The following is a 25,600-nucleotide window of genomic DNA, read 5'->3' as shown; positions in this document are numbered from 1 at the left end:
GTCCGGGGGGAACCTTTTTTTCAAAAAAGGTTCCCCCCGGCCGCCGGAGGCACACCACAATGCTCGATGATCGCTACTTCGATCCGTTGCCAACGCCGCAGGAGATAGCCGGTTGGGATGCCGCCAGTGTTGCCGAGTGCGGCATGTCGTTTCTGGCGCTGATGGAAAACGCCAGCCGCGAGGCCATGCACGCGCTGGTGGGGGAAGTCGGGGATGTGCGGGAAAAGACGGTGCTCTTGTTGGCCGGTCCGGGCAACAACGGCGGCGACGCCGTGGCCTTGGCCCGCCATCTGGACGGGCTGGGAGCGCGGGTGACCATCGCCCTGGCCCGACCGCGCGGGCGCTACAAAGGCGCGGCCGGGTTCAACGCCCGACTCGCGGCCAGACTCGGCCTGCCCATGATCCCCCTGGCCAAGGCCGATCTCTCGGGCGCGGACGGACCGGACATCGTTGTCGACGGCCTGCTCGGCACCGGATTTACGGGCGAACTGCGGCCGGATTTGCGCACGGTGGTGAAGGCGGTCAACCGGCTGGCCGGCCGGTCGTACATTTTCGCCCTGGACATTCCGTCCGGGCTTTCCGGGGCGACCGGAGTGGCCTCGCCCGTGGCCGTGACCGCCGATGCCACGGTGACCTTCGAGGCGGCCAAGACCGGGCTTGTCGCGCCCCAGGCCGCGCCCTACGTGGGCAAGCTGCTGGTGCGTCGGATCGGCATTCCCCGCCGCGTCAAGGAAAACCATCCGTGCCGGGCCTGGCGCATGACGCCGCGCCTGGAAAATGCCCTGCCGGCGCCTGATCCGCTGCTGCACAAGGGCTCAGCCGGCCGGGTGGTCGTTGTCGGAGGCAGCCGGGGGCTGACCGGCGCGCCGCTTTTGGCCGGACTCGGGGCGCTGCGGTCTGGAGCGGGGCTGGTCAGCGTGGCCTGTCCGGGCGCGGTGGAAATCGCGCTCAAGGCCGGCCATCCCGACGTCATGACCCTGCCCGTGGGCGCGGGCGACCATTTCGGTCCCGACGACGCGGGGGCGGTGCGCGACTTCGTGTCCACGGCCGGCGCGGTGGCCCTGGGGCCGGGCCTTGGCCGTCATCTGGACACCGGGGCGTTCCTGCGCGCCCTTTTGCCGCTGCCCTGCCGGCTGGTCCTCGACGCCGACGCCCTGTTTTTTCTGGCCAACGATCCGGAACTGCGGGGAAAAATCGGGCCGGACACCATCATCACGCCCCATCCCGGCGAGGCGGCGAGGCTTCTCGGCACGGATATCGCGGCCGTGGAGGCCGACCGGCTGGAGTCCGCCCGCACCCTGGCCGCGACCTACGGCTGCGTGGCCGTGCTCAAGGGGCCGGCGACCGTCGTGGCCACGCCGGACGGCTGGGCGGCCGTAAGCCCGGTGGTCGCGCCGAATCTGGCTGTGGGCGGGTCGGGCGACGTGCTTTCAGGGCTTGCGGGGGCTGTTGCCTGCACGCCGCTTTCCCCCTTGCTTGCCGCCTGCCTTGCGGTGTATTGGCATGGCCTTGCCGGCGCGCGCCTTGCCGCCTTGTACCCCAGACGGGGCAATCTGGCCTCGGAAATTGCCGAAATGCTGCCCCGAGCCCTCATGGAGTGACCATGCTCAAAGCCAAGGACGTGATGACCACCACTGTCGTCACCATTACCGAAGACACGGAAATAAGCGCTGCGGCCAAGCTTCTCTTCGACAAAGGATTCAATGGCATGCCGGTCCTCAATGCCAGCGGCAAGCTGACCGGCATTCTCTGCCAGTCCGACCTTGTCGCCCAGCAGAAAAAACTGTCGCTGCCCTCGGTCTTTTCGCTCCTCGACGGCTTCATTCCGCTGGGGTCCATGAAGGACCTCGACCGGGAAGTGGAAAAAATGTCGGCCCTGACCGCCATCCACGCCATGTCCCGCAATCCGGCCACCGTTTCGCCGGACACCGACCTCGACGAGGTGGCGTCGCTTATGACCGACAAGGGCTACCACACCATTCCGGTGACGGATGGGCAGGGCAAGGTGGTCGGCATTATCGGCATGAGCGACGTTCTCGGCACGCTGGTGGACAAGAAATAGTCCCGGCGATGGACGCTGGTTCCCGGCAGCTGCTCCTGTCCCTGCCCGATACGGAGGCGACCCTGTCCCTGGGCCGTAAACTGGCCGGCATTGCCTCCGATCCGGCGACACGGACGGCTTTGCTCTTGCGCGGCGGCCTCGGTTCGGGCAAAACCACGCTCGTCCGGGGAATGGTGACCGCCCTGCCGGGCGGTGACGCGGCGGAAGTGGCCAGTCCGAGCTTCAACATCGTCAACGTCTACCCCACGAACCCCGAGACGTTCCACATGGATCTGTACCGGATTGCCGGCGGCGATCCCTGCGTGGAGGAGCATCTGGAGGCAGCCGCGGACCAGGATGCCCTGGTGGTCGTGGAGTGGGCCGAATATCTCGCCCGGGCGGCCCTTCCCGCCGACCGCCTGGAAATCGACTGGCTCCCGGCCCAAGCTGGACGGCGATGCCGGATCACAGCCGCCGGAGAGCGCGGCCGGACGGCCTTGATCGCCTTGGCCCGGTCCTTGGCCATGTAACGGCGCGACGCCGGGACGGGAGCATTGACACGCTCCCGGGACCTTGGAGACAACCATGCGGATTATCGTACAAAAATATGGCGGAACGTCGGTCAAGGGCCTGGAGCGCATGCGCATGGTCCTGGCCCGGATACAAAAGGCCCACGCCCTTGGCTACAAGCTGGTGGTGGCCCTTTCGGCCATGTCCGGCGAGACCAACAAGCTGCTGGCCCAGGCCCGGGAATTTTCCGCCGACCCCGATCCGGCCGAACTCGACGTGCTGGTCACCACCGGCGAGCAGGCCTCGGTCGCCCTTTTCACCATGCTGGCCAAGGACGCCGGACTTCGCGTCCGCTCGCTTCTGGGCCACCAGATCCCCATCACCACCAATTCGAACTTCACCCGGGCCCGGATCATGGAGATCGACGCCTCCCATCTACGTTCCCTGCTCGAGGACTATGACGTGCTGGTGGTGGCGGGTTTCCAGGGCGTGGACTGCCACGGCCGGGTCACCACGCTCGGCCGGGGCGGATCGGACACTACGGGCGTGGCCCTGGCTGCGGCGCTCGAGGCCGATGTCTGCGAAATCTACACCGACGTCAACGGCGTCTTCACCACCGACCCCAACCTGTGCTCGGCCGCCCGCAAGCTCGAACGCATCTCCTATGACGAGATGCTGGAATTCTCGAGCCAGGGGGCCAAGGTTCTGCAAATCCGCTCGGTGGAACTGGCCAAGAAATTCAATGTCCCGGTCCGGGTGCGCTCGACATTCACCGACGATCCCGGCACGCTGGTCACTTCGGAGGATACGGAAATGGAAGACGTCCTGGTTTCGGGCATTGCCTACGACAAGGACCAGTGCCGCATCACGGTGCGCAACGTCAAAGACACCCCCGGGGTCGCGGCCGCCATCTTCGCCCCCATCGCCGAGGCCGGCATCCTGGTCGACATGATCATCCAGAACACCGGGCGCGACGGCCACACGGACATGACCTTCACCATCTCCCGGGTCCACCTCGACAAGACCCTGTCCATCCTCGACCACCTGCGCCCCGAAATCAGCGCCGACGAGATCCAGCACGATATCCACGTGTGCAAGGTGTCGGTCATCGGCGTCGGCATGCGCAGCCATTCCGGGGTCGCCTCCACGATGTTCACCCTGCTCAAAAAGGAAAACATCAACATCCTCATGATCGCCACCTCGGAGATCAAGATCACCTGTCTGATCGAGGAAAAATACCTCGAGCTGGCCGTGCGCACCCTGCACGACGCTTTCGGGCTGGGCGAGGGCCCGGCCGTGGCCTGCGTCTAGACGACGCGGCCCGCTCATAACACCTCGCGGCCGTTCTCCATGGCGACGGCCGCGAGGGCAATCCTCCGCCGGTCCACGCCGCATGGCCCTTGGGCCGAAGGCCCCGGCGGCAATCAGGAATATCCCATGCGACGCGTGCTTTGCTACGATACGACCCTGCGCGACGGCACCCAGGCCGAAGACATAAACCTCACCACCGAGGACAAGCTGCGCATCGCGCTCAAGCTCGACGATCTGGGCCTGTCCTATATCGAAGGCGGCTGGCCCGGATCCAACCCCACGGACAAGCGCTTTTTTCAGGAGATCCAGAATTACGACCTGAAATACGCCAGCATCGCCGCCTTCGGCAGCACCCACAACCACCGCGCCACGGCCGCGACCGACCCCAACCTCAAGGCCCTCGTCGATTCCGGTGCGCCGGTGGTCACTATTTTCGGCAAAAGCTGGGATATCCATGTCACCGAGGCGCTCGGCACCACGCTGCCCCGCAACCTGGAACTGGTCAGCGACTCCCTGGCCTTCCTGCGCCAGCACTTCCGGGAAGTCTTTTTCGACGCCGAGCACTTTTTCGACGGCTACAAGGCCAATCCCGACTATGCCCTGGCCGTGCTGCGCCGCGCCCAGGAATCCGGCGCCGACGTGCTGGTCCTTTGCGACACCAACGGCGGCACCCTGCCCGTGGAATTTCGCGCCATCATGAGCGCCGTGACGGCCGCCCTGCCGGAAGCCCGCTTCGGGGTGCACACCCACAACGACGCGGGGCTGGCCGTGGCCAATACCCTCGAAGCCGTGGAACTGGGAGCGGTGCAGGTCCAGGGCACGGTAAACGGCTACGGCGAGCGCTGCGGCAACGCCAACCTGTGCACGATCATCCCGTCCCTGGCGCTCAAATGCGGCATCGAATGCCTGCCCGAGGGCAAGCTCGAGTTGCTGACGCCAACGGCCCACTTCGTCTCCGAGATGGTCAACCAACAGCCGCCCTCCAACCAGCCCTACGTGGGCGACGGGGCTTTTGCCCACAAGGGCGGGGTGCATGTCTCGGCCGTGGTCAAAAACCCGCGCACCTACGAGCACGTCCCCCCCGAGACCGTGGGCAACGCCCGGCGGGTACTGCTCTCGGACCTCTCGGGCCAGAGCAACATCCTCTACAAGGCCCGGGAATTCGGCTTCGAGCTGGATAAGAACGACCCCTTCGTGCTGGAACTCTTGACCACCATCAAGGAACGCGAGGCGCTCGGCTACGAATACACGGCGGCCGAGGCATCCTACGAGCTGCTCTTAAACCGCGTGCTCGGCCGGGCCCGCAGTTATTTCACCGTCACCCGTTACCGGGTGCTCGATGACAACGCCTATGAAAGCGTTGAGCCGTTGACCGAAGCCACGGTGATGATCAAGGTCGGGGGCAAGGTCAAACACACCGCCTCCACCGGCCGGGGTCCCATAAACGCCCTGGACAAGGCCATCCGCAAGGCCCTGCGCGGGTTTTACCCGCGTCTGGCCGAAATGCGTCTGCTCGACTTCAAGGTCCGGGTACTGTCCGGGACCGTGGAGGACGCGGAGTGCGGCCGGGGCGGCTGCGGTACGGCATCCCACGTGCGGGTGCTGGTGGAATCGGGCGACGCGACGAAGCGGTGGGTGACGGTGGGCGTTTCCCACAACGTCATCGAGGCCAGCTTCCAGGCGATGGAAGATGGCATCAACTACAAGCTTTTCAGCGACGACAAAGAAAAACTCACCAAAGCCCTGAAGGGATAGCCCGCATCCCACTCCGGCGACGGGGCGGGCGGCAGGTGGGAAGACGGGCGGACGACATGGGTCTGGTGCGATTTCTTCTGGCCGCAACCGTGGTGATCAACCATACTGGTCCCCTGTACGGCTTGGTCTTTACCGATGCCTACATGGCCATCAAGATATTCTTCATCATCTCCGGCTTTTATATGGCGCTCATTCTGTCGGAGAAATACACGGGACCGGGGCGCTGCCGCCTCTTTTACGGCAACCGCTGGCTGCGGCTTTTCCCACCGTACTGGGTGGTGCTCGCTTTCTCCCTTGGCGTGTCGCTTTTTTTCGCTACGTTCCTGCACACTTCCCTGCTCATCGGGCCATGGCGGACCTGGCTGCACGATCTCTCGCCCGCGACAGTGGCCGCGCTGGTTATGGCCAACATCACCATCGTCGGTCAGGATCTGCTCTTTTTCACCAACCTCAACCACGCCTCGGGGACGCTCGCCTTCACCTGGGACGCCCTGTACCGGGCCACACCGGGCTGGTTTTTCCTGCTCACGCCCCAGACATGGACCATCTCGTTGGAACTGGTATTCTACCTGCTGGCACCCTGGCTGGTGCGGCGCTCCAACCTGTTTTTGGCCACCATCATCGGCCTGAGTCTTGGGCTGCGATCCCTGGTCTACCTGGACAAACTGCCCTTCGACCCCTGGAAGCAACGCTTTTTCCCGGTCGAATGCGGCTTTTTCCTGCTCGGTATCCTGTCCTATCGCCTGTACGCGGCGCTGAAGCCCGTGCCCATCGCCCGCAGAATCCTATGGACGGTCAGCGGCCTCTATGTGGCGGCCATCCTCGGCTACCAGTTTCTGCCCGGAACACTGGGCAAGGAATACTACCTCTACGCCGTCACGGCGCTTTCCATCCCGTTCCTTTTTTTGCTGACCCGAAAGATGCGCCTCGACCGGGCTCTCGGCGAGCTATCCTACCCCATGTACATCTCCCATTGGACCGTCGTCATGCTGATCGAGTATTTCTACGGCAGCCGAAACCTGCCGCTGGTCGCCCTGGCGGCCACCATCGTCTTTTGCCTGGGGCTCAACCGGCTCGTGACCACACCCCTTGAGCGGCTGCGCCAGGAGCGGATACTGCGCCGCCGCTAACAGGCCGCTATAAAAAGCTTCTTCCGCTTTTGTACTCCCTGTGGTAGATTGATTGCGCGAAAAAACCGCAACCACGAGGAGTCCACCATGGTCCAGATCAAGACAATCGTCTGCGCACTGGATTTTTCCGAAGTCAGCCCCAAGGTGGCCGAATACGCCAAGAGCCTGGCCGAAGCCTGCGGGGCCAAGATCGTGGCCCTGTACGTGGCCCCGTCCCTGACCCAGTATGTGGAGTTCCACGTCCAGGCCAGCTACATCGACGACTTCGTCACCGGCATCGTCAGCGGCGCCACGGACACCATGAATTCCTTCGTCAAGGAATACTTCCAGGGCGTCCCGGTCGAGTCGCGGGTGGTATCGGGCTACGCGGCCGAGGAAATCGTGGCCGTGGCCGAGGAAGTGGGCGCCGACATCATCGTGCTCGGCACCCACGGCCGCAAGGGCCTCGACAAGATCCTTTTTGGCTCGGTGGCGGAAAAAGTCATCAAGACGGCCAAGATACCCGTCCTGTCCATGCGGCCCGAGGGCAAGGGAGACTAGCCGGATGCCGCCGAGGGCCAAAGACCTCCCCGGGGCCATCACGTGTTAAATGGTGGCCCCAGGACGCGGCTGCGTCGCTACGGCCCGCCGCCGTATCGCCTGGCCGTGCTGCATGGCGGACCCGGCGCGACCGGTGAGGCGGCCCCGGTGGCACAATGGCTTTCCCGCCATGAAAGCGTGCTCGAGCCGCTCCAGACCGCCGACTCCGTTGCCGGGCAAATCGACGAGCTGGCCGCCTGTCTGGAACAGGAGGCGGACGGCCCGGCCATATTGATCGGCCATTCCTGGGGGGCCTGGCTCGCCGTGCTTGTGGCCGGGCACCATCCCGGTCTGGTCAAAAAACTCATCCTCGTCGGCAGCGGCCCATTTTTGGCCCGCTATGCCCCCGCCATCATGAAAACACGGCTCGGCCGTCTGGAACCGTCGCAGCGCCGGGAAATGCTGGCCTTTTTCTCCTCCGGCCCCGCGATGGACAAGGCGGCCCTGACCCGCCTGGGCAACCTGCTCGAGCGGACCGACGCCTATGATCCCCTGCCGGCCGGGGAAGACGCATTGCCCGCCCCGCCTTGCGTCTTCGCGGCCGACATCAACGCCAGCGTCTGGCCCCAGGCGGCGGCCCTGCGCCAAAGCGGCGAGCTGCTGCGCATCGCCTTATCGCTTTCCTGTCCCGTCACCGCCATCCATGGCGACCATGACCCCCACCCCGTGGCCGGCGTGGGCGAGCCCCTGTCCGGTCTGGCCGGATTTCGCTTGATCGTGCTGCCCCGTTGCGGACACACGCCCTGGCGGGAACGGCAGGCCCGCGAGCCTTTTTTCGAGGCCCTGTCCGTGGCCATCGGCGCCGAGGCAGCGTCCGGCTAGGCCTTCCCCGCTGTCGCCTGCCTGGCACGGCATCGCTTTACAGAATTGTTCGACACACTTCCCGACCATCGAATACCAGCGCTCGGCAAGCCGACCGGCCCCCTTCAACAAAGCCCCGACAAACAGTTGTAAAATAGTAAATATTAACAAATATTTATAACACTATTTAGTCCTTCCTCCTTTTTGTCGTTGCTTTTTGCTCCAGAAGCGTTAAGTGGTAGCCGAGTTGAATTTTAGCTTTTTTGTCAAAAAGGAGAGACCTCGTGCAGAAGCAAACCCTGGAAAAAGTGTTCGAATACGCCTCATCCCCGGTTCACGGCACCCTTTCGCGCAAACTGCGTAAGGGCGTGAAACTCCAGATCAACGAAGGCAAGGTGTTCGAAGCTGCCACGCTTTTTCTCGGCGATGAATTCGTGCGCATCACCGAAAAGCTGGGCGAGGAGACCCGCAATACCTACTACGCCTGGGACAAGATCTGCTGCGTGAGCACCATCGGCAAGGTCGAAGAGTAAAAAACACGGCGCGTCGCGACCGGTAGCGCAGGCCGGACGTGATGCCCGCCCCAATTTGGTCCACGTCGGCACCCCCTCTCCCGACGCGGACCACACGCCGCCCCCTCTCTCCACGGGGCGGCGTTCTTTTTTCAATTTTGTTATTCAGCCCTCCCCCCTGTCCCCATCCAGCCAAGCTCCGGCGGCAGGCCCTGTTGCCAAAGCCCAGAATATGATTATCAGCTTCAACAAGGGAGCCGAAGAGCACAGGAGGGCATCATGCAACAGCTCAAGCACGCGTACAAAGGCTATTCCATCGAACTCATTCCCGAAGGCAACTACTGTTCCGCCTTTGCCATAGATGTCCGGGACGAGACGGGACATCTGCTTTCCCATGTTGCCGCGGCCGGCAAGACCGAGGAAAACGCCGTCGCCCGGGGCAAGGAACTCATCGACTTCGAAGAGGCGTATCAAAAGCGCTAGCGCCCCTTTCTCCAAGGATGCCGCGGAAACCTCGTCTTACACGTGGCTCCGCTCGGTTTCTTGATTCGCGTCACGAAATACGACGCCCTTTGCTGTACCAATCCCGAAGGAAAAAAGTTTGGGAAGGGGAGAGCGCGAGAGGGGAGAACCCTTTATAAAGGGTTTCCCCTCTCGCATCCTCTTTTCTTCTTCCCATCTTGCCCCTCTCGCTTTCTTTTCAAATCGCCGCTTTGGTGCTACCCCCGGGACCCTATCGCAACGAGGGGGCAGCTTATGCGTTCCATACCCGTCACGGTCCTGACCGGCTTTCTCGGCACCGGCAAAACCACCCTGCTCAACCGGGTGCTTTCCGAAAACCACGGTCGCCGCTTCGCGGTCATCGTCAACGAATTCGGCGAAATCGGCATCGACAACGAGCTTGTCGTCTCCTCCGACGAGGAGATCTATCTCATGAACAACGGCTGCATCTGCTGCTCGGTGCGCGGCGACCTGATCCGGGTGCTCTCCGGGCTGGCCAGACGCCGGGGGGCCTTCGATGCCGTGCTGCTGGAGACCACCGGCCTGGCCGATCCCGCCGCCATCATCCAGACCTTCGCCATGGACGAGGACACCCGGGACGCCTTCACCCTCGACTCCGTGACCACCGTCGTGGACGCGGTCCATTTTCCGCGCCATGTGGCCGAGAACAGGCAGGCCCTGGAACAGGTCGTCTATGCCGACCTCGTCATCTGCAACAAGGCCGACCTGGTCGACGACGCGGCCATCAAGGACATCGAGGCCGCGGTGCGGCGCCTAAACGACACGGCCGAGATCGTGGCCGCCGTGCGCTGTGACCTGCCCATCGACAAGCTTCTCGACCGCAAGGCCTTCGATATCGGCCGCATGCTTTTCGGCAATCCGGCCCTGGCGGCCGCGCCCGGGCACGTCCATGCCCACGAGCACGACCACGGCATCCAGAGCATGAGCTTCACCCTTAATACCCCGCTCGATCCCGAAAAGCTCGGGACCTTCTTGGCCGACCTGCTGCGGGAGCACGGCCAGGACATCTACCGCTGCAAGGGCATCATGGATGTGGCCGGAGCCAGCCAGCGTTTCATTTTCCAGGGGGTGCACATGTACCTGGAAACCGCCTGGGGCGCGCCTTGGAAGGATGATGAAGCGCACACGAGCAAGGCCGTGTTCATCGGCCGGGGCCTCGACCGGGATCTGGTGGAAAAAGGGCTTGCCGCCAGCGCGGCCAAAGGGGGCGCGGCATGAGCTTTGCGCCCGATGCCGAACTGCCGGGACTGCACCGAACCGCTTTCGGGGCCTATGTCGCGGCTTGCGCCGTCAGCCCCGACGGGTCCGTGGCTGCCTTCGCCCTGGGCGACGGCAGGTTGGCCCTTGCCGCCGTGGCCACGGGCGAAATGGCCTTTGTCGCGGCCCATTCCGGCGCGACCGCGTGTCTGGCCGCAACACCCCTGGGGTTCCTGACCGGCGGCGATGACGGCCGCGTCGCCCTGACCGACGCGTCCGGCCGGACGCGGGAACTGGCCGCCTTTCCCGGGCAGTGGATCGAACACGTTGCCGCCAGCCGCGACGGCCGCGTCCTGGCTGCCGCCTGCGGCAAACAGGTCGTGCTCTTTGCTCCCGACACCCTGGCCCCGACCCTGCTGCCGCCGCTGCCAAGCGCCATCGGGGGGCTGGCCGTCAGTCCCGACGGCCGGACCCTGGCCGCGACCCACTACGGCGGCGTCACGGTCTACGCCCCGCCCCGTCCGGACTGCCCGGGCAACACTTTTGACGGCCCGGGCTCGAATCTGGCCGTGGTCTTTTCCCGGGACGGGGCCAAGATGGCCTGCGCCACCCAGGACAAGAGCGTGCGCGTCTACGACCTGGACCAGGCGGCGGGCTACCTGCTGGAAGGCTATCCGGCCAAGGTGCGCTGTCTGGAGTTTTCCCTGGAAGGCGACCTGCTGTGGACCGGCGGCGAACAGGCCTTCGTCGCCTGGCCGGTAGATGCGGCCGCTTCCCCGGCGGACCGGAAAGCCACCGTGTTCGGGGCCTTCGAGCACGGACTTCTGGGGAGCCTGGCCGTGCATCCCGCGCTGCCGCTGGTGGCCGGCGGTTTCGACGGCGGCGTGGTGTTTCTCGGCAGTCCCGAGCGCAAGGCCGCGGCCCCGCTTTTCGCCATCTCCAACCGCCGGGTCACCTGCCTCGCCTGGTCGCCCGAGGGCCGGCGACTCGTCGGCGGCGGCGACGACGGCGCGGCGTTCTATATGGATATGGCGGGGTAATTCGGATTCGTTTCAAAAAAGAAGATGCGAGAGGGGAAACCCTTTGAAAAGGGTTCTCCCCTCTCGCGCTCTCCCTTTCCGAAACTTTTTACCGGGGATCGTTGGGCAAAAGGGGGAACGTCTTCATAAGAAAGGATGCGTCCCTCAGGACCAACACCGGCGTCACTGCAACATGTCGCGGATGGCGGCCCGCACCTTTTCCAGCTCGTCGAGGATGTGCCGGCCGGCCTCGCGGCAGCCGGCGGCATCGCCGGACAGACAGGCTTCCTGCAACCGCCGCACCCGGTCGACCAGCCCTCCCGCCCGCAGGGGGACGGACATGCCGAGCAGGGTATGGGCGGCCTCTCCGGCCCGCTGCCAATCCCCGGTCCGAATCGCCGTGGCCAGGGACGCCTCGGTCCGCGGGCTTTCGTCGAGAAACATGCGGCAGATTTCCCGGGCAAAAGTGCTCTTGCCCCGCTCCTCGTAATAGGCCATGTCCATGGGCGAGTCCGAAGCGATAAGCTGGGCCGGCAGCCTTCCCCGCCGGTCCAGCACCCGGCGCATGACCATGAAAAGTTCGTCCACGTCCACCGGCTTGGAGACGTAATCGTCGAGCCCGGCCGAAAGAAACCGCTCCCGGTCCCCTTTCATGCTGTAGGCGGTAAGCGCCACCACCGGCAGGCCCTTGTTCGCCTCGCCCACCTCGCCGTCCCGGATGCGCCGGGTCGCCTCGGTCCCGTCCATCTCCGGCATCTGGATGTCCATGAGCACCAGATCGACCGGCCCGTTTTGCAACTGGGCCAGAGCCTCCCCGCCCGATCCGGCAAGCCGCACCTCGCAACCGGCTTCGCTCAGGAAATGCTTGAGAAAAAGCCGATTGACCTGGTTGTCCTCGGCCAGAAGCACCGTAAGCCCGGCAAAGCCGCCAATGGGGGCTTCGGACCGCGACCCGCCGCTGTCGGAACATTCCTCCTGAGCGGGCCGCAGCGAAACGGTAAAGGAGAAAATGCTGCCCTGCCCGGGACGGCTGCGCACCCCGATGGTGCCGCCCATCATCTCCACCAGCCGCCGGCTGATGGCCAGCCCCAGTCCCGTGCCGCCGTAACGCTTGGTCCGCGACGACTCCAGTTGCGAAAAGACCTGGAAGAGTTCGGGGAGACGATCCTCCGGAATACCGATGCCGGTGTCGCGCACCGCGCATTCGACCAGCATGGGGTCCCCGGGCCGCAACAAGCGAAACTCCACGGCAATCTCGCCCTGGTCCGTGAACTTGAGGGCATTGCCGACGAGGTTGCGCACCACCTGCATGATCCTGTCCGGGTCGCCGTGGAGCACCTCAGGCACCCCCGGGGAGATGCGCGAGGAAAGGCGCAGCCCCTTTTGCCGGGACGAAAAATGAAACGGCTTCATGGTCCGGTCGAGTATCTCGCGCAGGTCGAAATCCACCGGCGAGAATTCCATCTTGCCGGCTTCGATCTTGGAAAAATCCAGGATATCGTTGACGATGGCGAGCAGGGACCGCGAGGAATCGAGAATGAGTTCAAGGTGTTCGCGGACCTCCGGCCTGGGACTTTGACTCAGCGTCATCTGGGTCAGACCGATGATGCCCGACAGCGGGGTGCGTATCTCGTGGCTCATGTTGGCCAGAAAGCCGCTTTTGGCCTGACTTGCCGCCTCGGCCTGCTTCCTGGCCCGCTCCAGGTCGCGCTCCCGGGCCCGGTCCTTGACGTGCCCGAGCACCCCTTCGCCAAGCAGTATCAGGCGATGCACGTCGGCCTCGTCGTAGGGCTCGTCCTTGTCGATGACCACGATGAGCAGCCGGTTGTCGCCCTCACCCTCCACCGGCACGACCAGGGAGCGCCAGGGCAGGCTCTGCGCATCCGGGGCGCTCGGCGGCGTATTGGCCATCACGGGCTGCCGTGACAGCCAGGCGGCGGAAAACAGTTTGATGCGGCGCGGGTCGAAGGACTGCGCGCCGGGCGGCATACCGAAGGCGGAGAGCGCCCCGGGGTGGGCGGCCAGGAGCCGAAAGGTCTCCCGCATCGGTTCGTACAGGGCGATCAGCCCGTCGGCGCTGCCGGTCAGGGCCACGGCCTGGGACAAGGCATAGGTGCCGAGTTGGGACAGCCCGGCCTCGCGCATGCGGCCAAGACGCAAAAGGACCTCGAGGGTCTTGGTGTGCAGGGCGATCTGCCCGGAGTTACGCCGGGACTCGGTCACATCCAAAACGTGAGAAATGATGTATCGCGGCGCGCCGGCGGCATCACGCACCAGACGGGCCGAAACGCGTCCCCATATCACGCGTCCCGAGGCGTGGAAATACCGCTTCTCGAAACGAAAGTGCTCGGCTTCCCCGGAGACGGCCCGGGCCATGAGGCGCGTACTGCTCACACGGTCGTCGGGATGCGTCAGCTCGAGAACCTCCATGGTCGTCAGGACCTCGGCCGGATAGCCCATAAACTCGCAAAAGGCCTCGTTGACCCGCAAAAAATTGCCCTCGGGGGAAAGGATGCAGAGCCCCTCGTTGGCGCTCTCGAAGGCCATGCGGAACAGCTCCTCGCTGGCGGCCAGCGCCTGCTCGGTCTCGCGCCGCATGGTGATGTCCTCGATGGCCGCAAGCGACCGCACGAAGCTCCCTTCGCCATCGTATTCGCCCACGGACGACAGCAGGATGTCAATGGTCCGCCCATTCTTGGACAGCATGGTATAGGGAAATTCCGAGACTTGTCCCTCGCGCAGAAAAATCGGCAGATTGCGCGCAAATTCGGCTTTGGATGCCTCGGTGAGAAAATCGCCAAGGGATCGCCCGATGACCTCCTTGCGGGTGTAGCCCAGGTTTTCCAGCCAGCGGTCGTTGACGGCGAGCAGGCGTCCGGCCGCATCGACGGAGTGGAGCATGACCGGCGCCTTGACATAGAGCGGCCCAAGCCCTTGCGGAGCCTTGTCCGGACCGTCGGCGTCACAGTATTCCATGCCCAAATCCTCCCGTATCGCGGCGCACGGCGCTTACCGCTGGCGTAACACTAGCCCAGCTCCCGGGCGAAGACAACGGGAGGTCCGAATCCCTGACCTCGCGCCCGATTCCCGACGCCTTGTCCACCGCGCCGGTTTGAGGTTATCATGCTGCCTACGCCGGGCCGCCCAAAGACCCGACCCACGCTTCGGGAGGTATGTTCATGAAACGCATCCAGTGCCTGATCATCGGCGCGGGCCCCGCCGGACTTTCCGCCGCCATCTACACGGCCCGGGCCGGCATGGATACCGTCGTCGCCGGCTGCGAGCCGAAAATCGCTGGCGACTACGAGATCGACAACTATTTCGGCTTTCCCGAAACCATTTCCGGACGCGAGCTGATAAAACGGGGCGTGCGCCAGGCGGAGCGCTTCGGAGCGCGCATCGTGTGCGAACGCGCGCTTTCCGTACACATGACCGAGGACGGCGCCTTTGAGGCCAAAACCGACAAGGACGAATACGAAGCCCAGGCCCTGGTCATCGCCGCCGGCGTCACCCGGGTGCGCCCCGGCATCGCCAACCTTGCCGACTACGAGGGCAAAGGCGTCTCGTATTGCGTCAGCTGCGACGGTTTTTTCTACCGGGGCCGCAAGGTGCTCGTGGTCGGCGAGGGCAACTACGCCGCCAACCAGGCCCTGGAACTGACCAACTTCACCAAGGACGTCACTGTCTATACCCAGGGCAAGGAGCCGGCGATGGGCAATGGATTCGCGGCCAAGCTGGAAGCCGCCGGCATCGTGGTGACCACCGACAAGATCGTGCGCCTCTCCGGCGAGCCGGCCATGGCCGCAGCCGTACTGGAAGACGGCCGGGAACTGCCCGCCGACGGCCTGTTCGTGGCCATGGGCCAGGCCTCGGCCCTGGATTTCGCCAAGACCCTGGGCGTTGCCTCCCGGGGGGCCTTTCTGGAAGCGGACCACGAACAAAAGACCAACATCCCCGGCGTGTTCGCTGCCGGGGACTGCGTGGGGCATTTCATGCAGATCAGCGTGGCCGTGGGCGAAGGGGCCAAGGCCGGGCGGGCGGCCATCGCCCATATCAAGGAACGCTCCGGCCAGGCCTGAGCCCGGACCGGGCGCTACGCCGCCAGGGACAAGGCCCCTGTCGGCCGGGAAACCGCCCGGCCGCAGCTGACAAAGGGGATACCCCTTGACAGGGCTTAGCGCATAAACGTATAAGTACCAGTTCACAATGCGGCATGGGCCTATAGCTCAGTTGGTAGAGCCACCGGCTCATAACCGGCAGGTCCCAGGTTCGAATCCTGGTAGGCCCACCACGAAGGATACATGGCTACCCCAGCAAAACTTCCCGGAAACGCCTTCCCCGCCGTCGCGGCGACACGGATGACGCGACAAAGGCGCTTTTGCCAGTCCCACGGACCAAAAGCGCCTTTTTTCATGCGCCATGCGCGTTAACGATCTGATCGGGGTTATCGAGCGCACGGCCGTCCCGGCCCGCGCCGCCAGTTGGGACCGCTCCGGCGTGCAGATCGCCGGAAGCCTTGCCGACTGCGACAAGCTGGCCGTGGCCCTGGACCCCACGCCCTCCATGGTCGGGGAAGCACTGGCCTGGGGCGCGCAGGTCATCCTCACCCACCATCCCCTCACCCTTTCCCCGCGCCTGCCCGACCGCGTGGATGACTATCACCGCCTGCTTGCCCTGGTCCTCGGGGCCAAGGCCTGGCTCTACGCCGCCCACACCTCCCTGGATACGGCTGTGGACGGCCCGCCCGCTTGGCTGGCCGACGCGCTCGATCTGACCGACCGCCGCATCCTGGAACCGGCCGGGACCGAGCCGCACTGGCAGGCGCGCTGGCGCGCCGCGCCGGGCAAGGACGTCGCCCTGGCCCTTTCCGCCCTCCCCGGCGTCACGGCCCATCCCTGCGTCAGACAGGTGGAAGCGGTTTTCCCGGCCCGGGAGCGCGCGCGCGTGGAAGCGGCCCTGGCGGCCGTGTGCCCCGAGGCATCCCTCATCTCCCTGGTCGCCCTGGCCGCACCGGCTGTGGCCTACGGCTACGGACTGGTCGGAAGACTGCCCGCTCCGACCACGCTTTCGGAACTGGAAACACGGCTGGCCGCGCTTTTGCCCAGGCGTTTTTTCATTGTCGCCGGCGATCCGTCCCCGGTCATCGCCAGCCTGGCCTATTGTCCGGGGTCGGGCGCCGACATGGCCCCGAGGGCTTTTGCCGCCGGTGCCGACGTCTACCTCACCGGCGACCTCAAATACCATCAGGCCCAATCCGTTCCGCCGGGCAAATGTGTCGTCGATGTCGGCCACTTTTCCCTGGAGGAAGTCATGATGCGCCGGTTCGCCGACGATCTGGCCGCGACCCTGGGCGAGACCGGCCCGACTGTCCGCTTTTTTCCCGGAAAGGACCCCTTTGCAGCGCATGTCCTGGATGGGGCCCTGCCCTCCCGGACCGAATAACCACTCGGAGAACCTCATGTACTTGAAACAAATCGAACAACTGGTGGTCTTGCAGAAGGTGGACGACGAGATCGTCATCCTCCAGGAAGAACTCAACAAGGCGCCTTTGCAGATTGCCGAACTGGAAAAACGCCACCAGGAAGTCGAGGACAGCGCCGGCGTCATCCGCGACAAGCTCAAGTATTTGAGCGACCAGCAAAAACGGCTGGAAGCGGAGATCGAGACTGACTCCGTGCGCCTTAAAAAAAGCAAAAGCAAGATGATGATGGTGGGCAACACCAAGGAATATCACGCCATGATGCGTGAGATGGACAACCTGGAAAAGCAGAACCGCGGCCGGGAAGAGGAAAAAATCACCGTGGCCGAGGAGCTGGCCCGCCAGGGTCTGGAACTCAAATCCGTCGAGGAACGCAAGGCGAAGCTGGACACGGAACTCCATGCCGCCCGCCAGAGCCTCGACGAGCGCATCGCCGTGGCCAAGACCAGGCTCGCCGAACTCGACAAGCGGCGTGCCGAAGCCGGCACGGCCGTGCCCAAGCCCATCCTACAGCGCTACGAGTTCATCCGGTCGCGGCTCAAAAACCCGGTCATCGTTCCGGTCGAGGCCGGCATCTGTTCCGGCTGCCACATCTCCATCCCGCCGCAGTCCTTCATCGAACTGCAAAAGGGCATCCAGATTTTAAGCTGCCCCAACTGCCAGCGCCTGATCTACTGGAGCGACCACATCGCCCCCGAACCGGCCCCCGAAGGCGCGGAGCCGGCCACGGAAATCGAAGAGTAAGCGACGGATCGCGTTGAGCGAATGCCTCCGGCGGCCAGAGAGAGACTTTTTGTAAAAAAATTTCTCTCTGGCCGCACTCCAATAAAAAAGCATACTTCCCACAAGATCCTGCCAGGCAAGGAAAGCGAAGAGTTCTCCTTGTCATGCGCAGCCACCGGCGGTCCGCCCGCTTGCCCTGATGCGGCCGTCCGTGCCAGGAAAACCGCCATGGACTTCCCCCGACCGATCATCATCGGCCATCGCGGCGCCTGCGGCCATCTTCCCGAACACACCCTGGCCTCCTATGCCCTGGGCATCGCCCTCGGAGCCGACTTCATCGAGCCGGACCTCGTGGTCACCAAGGACGGCGCGCTCATCGCCCGCCACGAAAACGAGATCGGCACCACCACGGACGTGGCCGACAAGTTTCCGGACCGCAAAACCCGCAAGGTCGTCGACGGCCGGACGGTCGAAGGCTTTTTCGTCGAGGACCTGACCCTGGCCGAGGTGCGGACCCTGCGGGCCAGGGAACGCCTGCCGTTTCGAGACCAGAGCCGAAACGGCCTTTTCCCCGTACCCACCTTCCAGGAAATCATCGACCTTGTCCGGCGCAAGGAATGGGAAATCGGAAGGCACATCGGCCTCTATCCCGAGACCAAGCACCCGTCCTATTTCCGCTCCATTGGGCTTGCCCTGGAAGGCCGGCTGGTGGAGATTCTCGAGCGCAACGGCTACAGCGGCCCGGACGCGCCGGTCTTCATCCAGTCCTTCGAGATGGAAAACCTCAAGGACCTGCATCGGCTGACCGGGGTGCCGCTCATTTTCCTGCTCGAAGCATCGGATGTACGGCCCTACGACTTCGTCCTGTCAGGCGATCCGCGCACCTACGGCGACCTGACCACCCCGGCGGAACTTGCCGCCATTGCCGCCTTCGCCCAGGGCATCGGGCCCTGGAAGCGGCTTATCGTCCCGGAAGCAAGCGACAAGAGCCTCGGCGCGCCAACGGCGCTTATCGCCGACGCCCATGCGGCAGGACTCCTCGTCCATCCCTACACCTTCCGCAACGAAGAGCTCTATCTGGCCCCGGCCTATCACAACGACCCGTCAGCGGAATACCGCCAATTCTTCGCCTTGGGCGTGGACGGCGTCTTTTCGGATTTTCCGGATACGGCCGTAACCGCCCGCACCCTCTTTTCCCAACGGCGCTAGACTTCCCCGCCCGTCAAAACGTTTAAGAAAGGGAGAGCGCGAGAGGGGAGAACCCTTTTCAAAGGGTTTCCCCTCTCGCACTCTCTTTTCTAATCGTCTTTTCGCGTTAATCGGCGGCGATGGGGAAGTCCTCGACCGTCCCCGGGACGCCGGTGGTCGGGGTCTGTTCGCCGCGGGTGAGTTCCTTGACGCGTTCGGAGATGTAGAGGTCGAGCATCTTGAACGTCACGCGACCGGTATGGCGGATATCGGCCTTGCCCATGACCCCTTCGACCAGGGCCTTGGTGAAGGCGCCGTTTTGCCAGGCCGGATTTTCCAGGGAGTACTGACGGCCGGTGGAAGCGGCGAAGACCACAGCGCCGTTGCCGGCGCTGGCCAGTTCGTTGATGACGCCGTTTATGTCGCCCATGCCGCGCCGCTTGGTCTGCCCCATGACGGAACCGCTGTGGCAGGTATCGACGAAGAAGAGCGTCTTGCCGGCGATGTTGCGGATGGTCTTTTGGATCTCCATGAACGGCAGGCCCGAGGCGCGCAACTTTTCCAGATCCACCGTGGCCGGCAGGAAGTAGTAGTCGCCGTTTTTGTCGTCCACGCCGTGGCCGGCCAGAAAAATCATGGCCACGTCGTGCTGGGTGGTCTGGCGTTCGATCCAGTCCAGGCCGTTCAGGACGGCGTCCTTGGTGGCCGCGCCATCGGTGAGCACACGGGTGACCACGTCGCCGTAAAGCCGGCCTTTTTGCAACGCCATGGCCGCGGCGAAGTCCTGGGCGTCCTTGGCCGGGAATTGCAGGGACAGGGCCTTGTCGTCATAGGCTCCCACGCCGATGGCCAGGACATAGAGCTTGGCCGCCGGGGCCGCCGGGGCCGCAGCCTTGCCGGCCCATTTGAGGCGTACCGTGGCCGGGGCCGAGGAACCGTTCTTGTTCTCGGCGATGACGGAAAGCACCACGTCGCGCCGGGGAAGCGTCACCTTCGACTGCAACACGCTCGGTTCGAAGCCACGTCCGCCAAGGGACGGATGGTCCTCGACCATGCGCGCGCCGTCGACCAGAATGCGCACGTCCGTGACGGCTTCGCCGCCGGGGCTGCGTACGGCGAATTTGACGGTCGCGTCCGGGTTGCTAAAGGCCGAGCCGGCTGACGGCGACAGGATCTCCACCACCGGCGGGCGGGCGGTCAGCACCGAGGGCGAACGGACATCGCCACCCCGGGCAGCGTTGGCGGCGGCCAGGGCCCGGTTCTCGTCCAGGGTGCGCAGGGCCAAGTCGACCACATCCGGACGGTGGAAGGCGTCGCGGAAACGCGAGGCCGGGAAAAAGTCGGCGGCCCGGTCCGGGCCGTTGTTGACGTTCCAGCCGATCATGTCCTCGCCACCGGAGGACGCATCGTAGTAGCCGGACGGCGTCCACAGCACCCAGCGCCGGCCGTCGGCATTGGGGAAATAGGACAGAATCTCCCGGCCGTCCTCCATGCGATACCAGCGGATGGAACCGTCGCCCATGGCCGCCGCCACCACCCGTCCGTCACCGCTGACATTGACGGCCCAGACGGTATCCGGGGCCGGGGTCTGCCACAGGGGCCGGCCGTCCAGGCCATAGGCCCGCACGTTCCAGGCCGTGCCGAGGATGAGCCGCCGGCCGTCCGGGGCGATGGCCAGGGAATAGGCCGTCTCGAATTCCTTGAGCGCAAGCGGCTTGCCGTTAAGCTGTGGCGTGCGGCCGCCCTCCCAGCCCGTGACCACGATGCCGGGGGCCTGGGTGCGGGGCGCGGCCATGCCGGGCGTGGGCGCTTCAATCTGGCGCAGGTCGCGACCGGGCAAAGCGAAACGGTACAGGCCCTTTTTGGGCGTGGCGTCATAGGCCACGGTCTCGCCGGTGCGGTCGAGGTAAAAACGCTTGGCCGAGGCGCGAAAGTCGCGAATGGCCGGGGATCGCGTCATGCCGAAGGAGCCATCCGGGCGCAGCACGCCCCAGCGCGGGGCCACGGTGCCGTAGGCCAGACCGCCATCGGGCAGGGGGCAAAGGGTCACCACGGCGGACTTGCCCGTGTCCAAGTCCTGGTAGGCGACAAAATCGGCGGGCTTGAAACGCCGCACCGGACAGCCGTGGTCCGTGACCCAGCGTCCGGCGGCCAGAAGCGACCCGTCGGCGGCAAAGGCCACCGAAGCCAGATTCCCGTTGTCCACACCGGTCAGGTTCGGCGCGCCGAGCAGATTCAGGGTCTCGGCGTCAAGGACCGTGACGGCGGCGGTATCGGTAAAACCCACGGCGAGTTGGGTTCCGTCCGGGGAAAAGGCCAGGGAAAAGGGACGCGCGCCGCCCTGGGTCCTGGTCTTGGCCACAAGCGACAGGCTCGTGTCCGTCACCTTGTACAGGCGGATGGCCCCGTCGTAACAGGTGGTGGCCAGATGGCCCTTGCCGTCGAAGGCCGCGCCATAGGACTCGCCACCGTAGTCCTTGTCCCCGCCGACCAGGGACAGGTCGGACAGCCGCCAGACGCGCACGCCCTCCTCGCCCATGACCGCGGCCAGGTACGCGCCGTCATGGGACACGGCCAGATGGTTGATGACGCTCGGCAGGCCGGTCAGGCGCTTGACCAAACGGCCGGTCTCACGCTCGAAGATGTAGATGCTGTGCGTCTTGTCCCAGCCATAGCCGGTCCAGCCGCCGCAAAAGACGTAGCGGCCGTCGGGGCTCATGGCGACACTATAAAGCCTGCCCTCGTAGCCGTGGCCGATGGGCGGGCGCAGCACGCGCAGCTGTTCGCCAGTCTTGATGTCCCAGACGCGGCAGGTCTTATCATCCGAGGCGGTGGCCAGATAGCGGCCGAGGCCATCCACGGCGATGCGCTTTATGAGCGCCGTGTGCATGCCGGTTTCGATGCGCAGTATGGGTTCGGCCGGCGGCGTGCCGGCGCAGGCGGCAGTGGCATGGCAGAAGGCGACAAGGATCAGGACAGCGGTCAGAATCAGGACGCGAAGGCGCATACGGTCACTCCTCGCCCCGTAACGGGCGGCGCGCATTCTTGTCCTAGTCGCAAACGACGTCAAGAGGCAGAAATGTGCGCCCGGGGAAACGCGCCCAAAAGGGCAGACCCCCCACGCGCACATTCTCCTTCCCCAATCGTTCACGGCACGGCGGTTGTGCGGATAACACGCTATGACTATTAAGAGTCTTAAAAAAGGGATCCGGGGAAACCCTTTCTGCGGAGAGGGGTTCCCCCAGGATTCTAAAAAACTTCAGCTTCGAACCAAAATATCCGGGTGGCCGGATCCTTCCAGCAACCGGGTTCCATGCCGGCCTTGCGGCAGGTCTGGTCCAGAAAAGTCTCCCGGTCCCAGCCCCACTCCACCGGCACCTGGGGCAGGAGCAGCCCCGAACGCCCGCCCCGGCGCATGAGCAGCCCATGGCGGCCCACTTCCACAAGATTCGGGTCCGGACAAGGCGTCAGGGGACTGAGGACCGATATTTCCACGGTGACGGCTTCGAACTCCTCACGCGTCAGCGGCGGAAAGCGCGGGTCCTCGAAGGCCGCCGCCTCGGCCATGGCGGCGATGGTCGTAAAAAGCGGCAGGTCGCCGACGATATGGCCGATGCAGCCCCGCAGCCGGCCGCGCAGATTGAGTGTGACGAAAGCGCCGTAGGGCTCGCGCAGCTTGTCCGTCGGCGGTTCAGGCACGGCGACCGCTTTGCCGGCCAGCCTCGCGGCGATGCGCATCTTGACGCAATTCTTGAGATAATCCTTTTCTTCCCCGGTCAAGGCGAAATGAAACGCGTCCATGGTTTCCTCCGGCAAACGGCTTCACTGTCCATTCCCTTTTGCGCCCTGTCGCCAGAAGGAGCAAGTCGGGGAGCGCCCGTTCCTACCGACAGCATTCCCCGAGCAGGGCGTAAAACTCACCGGCCGTGGCCTGCATGAGAAAATGGCAATCCGTCGGAAACGGACGCTGCCTGATGTCGTGCTGCTGCAAAAAATTCAGCGTTTCCGGGACGAGGTCCCGGCCGTAGGCATAGGTGACGGGCATTTTCAGTTCGGCCAAGGCCGCGCCGGCGGCATGGCTCCATTTCCCGGGCAGGGACTTGGCTTCCCGGCGCACGGCCATCACGGTACCGGCAAAGGCCTCCCGGCGGCAAAACCGCAACGAGGCATAGTAATGCCGGCAAAAGGGAAACCGGCCGAGGTAATCGCGAAAGATCACCTGCTCCCGAAACGTGTCGTACCATTCGTCGAACCGGCCGGAGAGCCTTGCCGCCTCGGCATGGGCGGTAATGAACGAGCCAAAGCGGGTGACCGAGGCCTCGACCAGAATCAGATGGGCCACCTCGCCCGGCGCGGCGTCGCGACAGTAATAAATGGCCGGAATACCGCCCACGGAATGCCCGACCAGATACAGCGGATTCGGTCGCAGGCCGTATTCTGACGTCAGGTGGTTCAGCACAGCCCGGACCCTTCCGGTCGCGGCCTCCATGGAATAGTCCCTGGCGGCGGGGCTGGCTCCATGGCCGGCCATGTCCGGAACGATAAGACTGGCGCCGGCCAGGTAGCGCGTCTCGAAGGCCTCCTCGAAGGCCAGATGGGAATCGCCGAGGCCATGCAGGCAGACCACGGCCGGGGCCCGGCCGGACATGATCCGGACCCGGGCATAGACCGGGGCGTCATCCGTCGGCGCGAGGACCTCGCGTATCCCCATGTCGCCGCGCTGTTCCGAAACAAAGAATTTTCCCATTGTCTTGACCGCCACCCTCCAGCGCATGTAACCCTAGCGGGAATCTCGAACTCCCGCCAGTCGTCCCTTAGGCGATCCGGGCGGATTGTCTGTAACACACTGCGACAGGCGGGCGGTAGCTTATGAAATTCACCATCGCGGCCCGATTGGGCCTCGGCTTCGGACTGGTGCTCGCGGCCATGACCACCGGGACGCTGGTCATGACGCTCTCCATGAACTCCGTGAAGGAACGCGCGGCCAACATCCACGCCGAAAGCCTGCCTCTGGCCGACGAAGCGGCCAGGATGCAGCTTATGGCCGTGGACGTGCAACAGTTTCTCACCGACGTTTCGGCAACCGGCGAAGATGACGGCTTCGCCGGGGCCAAGGAGTCGGCGGCCACGTTCCGCAAGGGCGTTGCCAAATTCACCGAAGCGGCACGTCAAAGAAACGACGCAGCCCTGCGGACGGAAATCGAGGCCCTTGCCAGGGATTTCGAGGCCATGAACGATGTCGGCGTCCGCATGGCCAAGGCCTACATCACTCACGGCCGCGAGGCCGGCAACGCGCTGATGCAGGATTTCGACGCCCGAACCGAAGCCCTGGCCAAGCGCATCAATCCGCTCAAGGAGCGACAGTTCAAGACAGCCGGCGCCCAGGTTTCCGCCGTGGTCGCCTCCCTGGCCTCGGACCTGACCCTGCAATATGTCCTGCTCGCCCTGTCGCTGGCCATCGGCGTGGTCACGGCCTGGCTGGTTTCCAGAAGCATCGGGAGACAGCTCGGAGCCGAGCCCGAGGAAGTGGCCGCCCTGGCCCGGGAAGTGGCCGCCGGACACTTCGACAACGTCCAGGCCGCCTGCAACCGCAACGGCCACACCTGCGGGGTCATGTCGGCCATGGCCGAGATGGCCAAGAAACTGCGGGCCTCGTTCGAGGACGTCGCGGCCGGCAAGGCCGCGGCCGAAGCCAAAAGCGCCGAGGCCGAGCGCAGCAAGCTCGCGGCCGAACAGGCCATGGGCCAAGCCGAGAACGCGCGACTCGCCGGCATGGCCGAAGCGGCCGACCGCCTGGAAGACTTGGCCGATGTCGTGGCCCGGGCCGGCAACACCCTGACCGACCGCGTGGCCCAGGTTTCGGGTGGAACCCAGCGTCAATACGACCGCACGACCGAAACAGCCACGGCCATGGAGGAACTCAACGCCACCGTGCTCGCGGTGGCCCAAAACGCCGGCAGGGCGTCGGAAAGCGCCCAGGCCGCCCGGGAAGGGGCAAAGCAGGGGCTCACCGCCACCGAAGAGGTTTCCCACTCCATCGAACGGGTCCGGGAGCTTTCCCTCGGGCTCAAGGCCAGCATCGACGGCCTGGGCGAGCGGGCCAAAGGCATTGCCGCCATCATGAACGTCATCTCCGACATCGCCGACCAGACGAACCTGCTGGCCTTAAACGCCGCCATCGAGGCGGCCCGGGCCGGCGATGCCGGGCGAGGCTTCGCCGTGGTCGCCGACGAGGTCAGGAAGCTGGCCGAAAAAACCATGCAGGCAACCGGCGAGGTCGCGGCCGTGGTCACGGCCATAAACGACGGCGTGCGGGAAAACGTGGCCGGCATGGACACGGCCGTGGATGCCGTTGCCGCCACCACGGAACTCGCCGGTAAATCCGGGGACGCCCTGCGCCATATCGTGGATATGACGGAGTCCACCACCGAAGAGATCCGCCAGATCGCCGAGGCCTCGCAGCAGCAATCCGCCGCCTCGGACGAGATCAACCGGGCCCTGGCCGACATCAGTCTTGTGTCGGAAGAGACGGCCCAGGGCATGGACGACGCCCGGGAGGAACTGGACCGGCTGTCCCAGTCGGCGGCGCAACTCGCCGCGCTGATCGACGGACTGCGCCGGGAAGGCTCCCCCGCCCTCCCGAGTGTATAATCCTTTTGCAATGAGAGATGGGGGAAACCTTTCTGAAGAAAGGTTTCCCCCCAGGCCCCCTTCCAAATACCATGTTGGCCTCGACCCTCAAACTGGCTGATAGTGCCAGTGAACGTGCTCCAAGGGCACAAACGAGGCGAGGAGACCAACATGGCAAGACAAGAGTTATCCCAACTTCAGGC

The 25,600-nt window shown here is 64.8% G+C and carries 21 protein-coding genes and 1 tRNA gene; 18 read left to right on the top strand and 4 right to left on the bottom strand.

The features are described 5' to 3' along the window. The first annotated feature begins 59 nt into the window (after positions 1-59). From ACMZ6R_RS15380 to ACMZ6R_RS15325, 12 genes are all read left to right on the top strand, one after another. Complete coding sequence (locus tag ACMZ6R_RS15380) at positions 60-1,601, top strand: NAD(P)H-hydrate dehydratase (RefSeq protein ID WP_416113028.1); 1,542 nt, start codon at positions 60-62, stop codon at positions 1,599-1,601. Positions 1,602-1,603: 2 nt separating this feature from the next. Next, positions 1,604-2,062: a CBS domain-containing protein gene (locus ACMZ6R_RS15375; RefSeq protein WP_416113026.1), complete on the top strand. Its 459-nt coding sequence runs from the start codon at positions 1,604-1,606 to the stop codon at positions 2,060-2,062. 8 nt (positions 2,063-2,070) lie between these two features. After that, the gene (gene tsaE, locus ACMZ6R_RS15370) at positions 2,071-2,571 is read left to right on the top strand and encodes a tRNA (adenosine(37)-N6)-threonylcarbamoyltransferase complex ATPase subunit type 1 TsaE (RefSeq protein WP_416113024.1); all 501 of its coding nucleotides are present in this window, start codon (positions 2,071-2,073) and stop codon (positions 2,569-2,571) included. A 55-nt stretch (positions 2,572-2,626) separates the two neighbouring features. Next, positions 2,627-3,862, top strand: a complete 1,236-nt coding sequence (locus ACMZ6R_RS15365) for an aspartate kinase (RefSeq protein WP_416113022.1) — start codon at positions 2,627-2,629, stop codon at positions 3,860-3,862. Between the two features lie 126 nt (positions 3,863-3,988). After that, entirely contained in the window at positions 3,989-5,617 is a 1,629-nt protein-coding gene (cimA, locus tag ACMZ6R_RS15360) for a citramalate synthase (RefSeq protein WP_416113020.1), read from the top strand. A 56-nt stretch (positions 5,618-5,673) separates the two neighbouring features. Continuing rightward, positions 5,674-6,747: an acyltransferase family protein gene (locus ACMZ6R_RS15355; RefSeq protein ID WP_416113018.1), complete on the top strand. Its 1,074-nt coding sequence runs from the start codon at positions 5,674-5,676 to the stop codon at positions 6,745-6,747. Between the two features lie 87 nt (positions 6,748-6,834). Continuing rightward, positions 6,835-7,287 carry a universal stress protein gene (locus ACMZ6R_RS15350; RefSeq protein WP_416113016.1) on the top strand — a complete coding sequence of 151 codons (453 nt, stop codon included), beginning with the start codon at positions 6,835-6,837 and terminating at the stop codon, positions 7,285-7,287. 42 nt (positions 7,288-7,329) lie between these two features. Then, positions 7,330-8,148 carry an alpha/beta fold hydrolase gene (locus ACMZ6R_RS15345; RefSeq protein ID WP_416113014.1) on the top strand — a complete coding sequence of 273 codons (819 nt, stop codon included), beginning with the start codon at positions 7,330-7,332 and terminating at the stop codon, positions 8,146-8,148. Positions 8,149-8,411: 263 nt separating this feature from the next. Further along, positions 8,412-8,660: a hypothetical protein gene (locus ACMZ6R_RS15340; RefSeq protein WP_416113012.1), complete on the top strand. Its 249-nt coding sequence runs from the start codon at positions 8,412-8,414 to the stop codon at positions 8,658-8,660. 258 nt (positions 8,661-8,918) lie between these two features. Continuing rightward, a complete protein-coding gene (locus tag ACMZ6R_RS15335) occupies positions 8,919-9,122 on the top strand; it encodes a hypothetical protein (RefSeq protein WP_416113010.1) in 204 nt (67 codons plus the stop codon). 273 nt (positions 9,123-9,395) lie between these two features. Next, positions 9,396-10,379, top strand: coding sequence for a CobW family GTP-binding protein (locus tag ACMZ6R_RS15330; RefSeq protein WP_416113008.1), 984 nt, complete (start codon positions 9,396-9,398; stop codon positions 10,377-10,379). After that, entirely contained in the window at positions 10,376-11,398 is a 1,023-nt protein-coding gene (locus ACMZ6R_RS15325) for a WD40 repeat domain-containing protein (RefSeq protein ID WP_416113006.1), read from the top strand. Before ACMZ6R_RS15330 ends, ACMZ6R_RS15325 begins: the two co-directional genes overlap by 4 nt. Positions 11,399-11,560: 162 nt before the next feature. On the opposite strand, the gene ACMZ6R_RS15320 is transcribed toward ACMZ6R_RS15325, so the two are convergent. After that, a complete protein-coding gene (locus ACMZ6R_RS15320) occupies positions 11,561-14,353 on the bottom strand; it encodes a PAS domain S-box protein (protein ID WP_416113004.1) in 2,793 nt (930 codons plus the stop codon). 203 nt (positions 14,354-14,556) lie between these two features. On the opposite strand from ACMZ6R_RS15320, the gene ACMZ6R_RS15315 reads away from it, so the two are divergent. From ACMZ6R_RS15315 to ACMZ6R_RS15295, 5 genes are all read left to right on the top strand, one after another. Further along, complete coding sequence (locus ACMZ6R_RS15315) at positions 14,557-15,456, top strand: NAD(P)/FAD-dependent oxidoreductase (RefSeq protein WP_416113002.1); 900 nt, start codon at positions 14,557-14,559, stop codon at positions 15,454-15,456. A 136-nt stretch (positions 15,457-15,592) separates the two neighbouring features. Then, positions 15,593-15,668 (top strand) — tRNA-Ile (locus tag ACMZ6R_RS15310). A gap of 128 nt (positions 15,669-15,796) precedes the next feature. Continuing rightward, the gene (locus tag ACMZ6R_RS15305; protein WP_416113000.1) at positions 15,797-16,819 is read left to right on the top strand and encodes a Nif3-like dinuclear metal center hexameric protein; all 1,023 of its coding nucleotides are present in this window, start codon (positions 15,797-15,799) and stop codon (positions 16,817-16,819) included. A 16-nt stretch (positions 16,820-16,835) separates the two neighbouring features. After that, entirely contained in the window at positions 16,836-17,600 is a 765-nt protein-coding gene (locus ACMZ6R_RS15300; protein ID WP_416112998.1) for a zinc ribbon domain-containing protein, read from the top strand. Positions 17,601-17,807: 207 nt separating this feature from the next. Continuing rightward, complete coding sequence (locus tag ACMZ6R_RS15295) at positions 17,808-18,788, top strand: glycerophosphodiester phosphodiesterase (protein ID WP_416112996.1); 981 nt, start codon at positions 17,808-17,810, stop codon at positions 18,786-18,788. A 106-nt stretch (positions 18,789-18,894) separates the two neighbouring features. On the opposite strand, the gene ACMZ6R_RS15290 is transcribed toward ACMZ6R_RS15295, so the two are convergent. From ACMZ6R_RS15290 to ACMZ6R_RS15280, 3 genes are all read right to left on the bottom strand, one after another. Next, positions 18,895-21,774 (bottom strand): caspase family protein, encoded by a 2,880-nt coding sequence (locus ACMZ6R_RS15290; protein ID WP_416112994.1) that lies wholly within the window; start codon positions 21,772-21,774, stop codon positions 18,895-18,897. Positions 21,775-22,016: 242 nt separating this feature from the next. After that, on the bottom strand, positions 22,017-22,568 hold the full coding sequence (amrA, locus tag ACMZ6R_RS15285; RefSeq protein WP_416112992.1) for an AmmeMemoRadiSam system protein A: 552 nt from the start codon (positions 22,566-22,568) through the stop codon (positions 22,017-22,019). An 82-nt stretch (positions 22,569-22,650) separates the two neighbouring features. Beyond that, a complete protein-coding gene (locus ACMZ6R_RS15280) occupies positions 22,651-23,514 on the bottom strand; it encodes an alpha/beta fold hydrolase (protein ID WP_416112990.1) in 864 nt (287 codons plus the stop codon). Between the two features lie 122 nt (positions 23,515-23,636). On the opposite strand from ACMZ6R_RS15280, the gene ACMZ6R_RS15275 reads away from it, so the two are divergent. Then, the gene (locus ACMZ6R_RS15275; RefSeq protein ID WP_416112988.1) at positions 23,637-25,418 is read left to right on the top strand and encodes a methyl-accepting chemotaxis protein; all 1,782 of its coding nucleotides are present in this window, start codon (positions 23,637-23,639) and stop codon (positions 25,416-25,418) included. Positions 25,419-25,600 lie beyond the last annotated feature (182 nt).

This window comes from Solidesulfovibrio sp. C21, assembly GCF_047785625.1.
GTDB lineage: Bacteria > Desulfobacterota > Desulfovibrionia > Desulfovibrionales > Desulfovibrionaceae > Solidesulfovibrio.
This window is presented reverse-complemented; position numbering and strand designations above follow the sequence as displayed.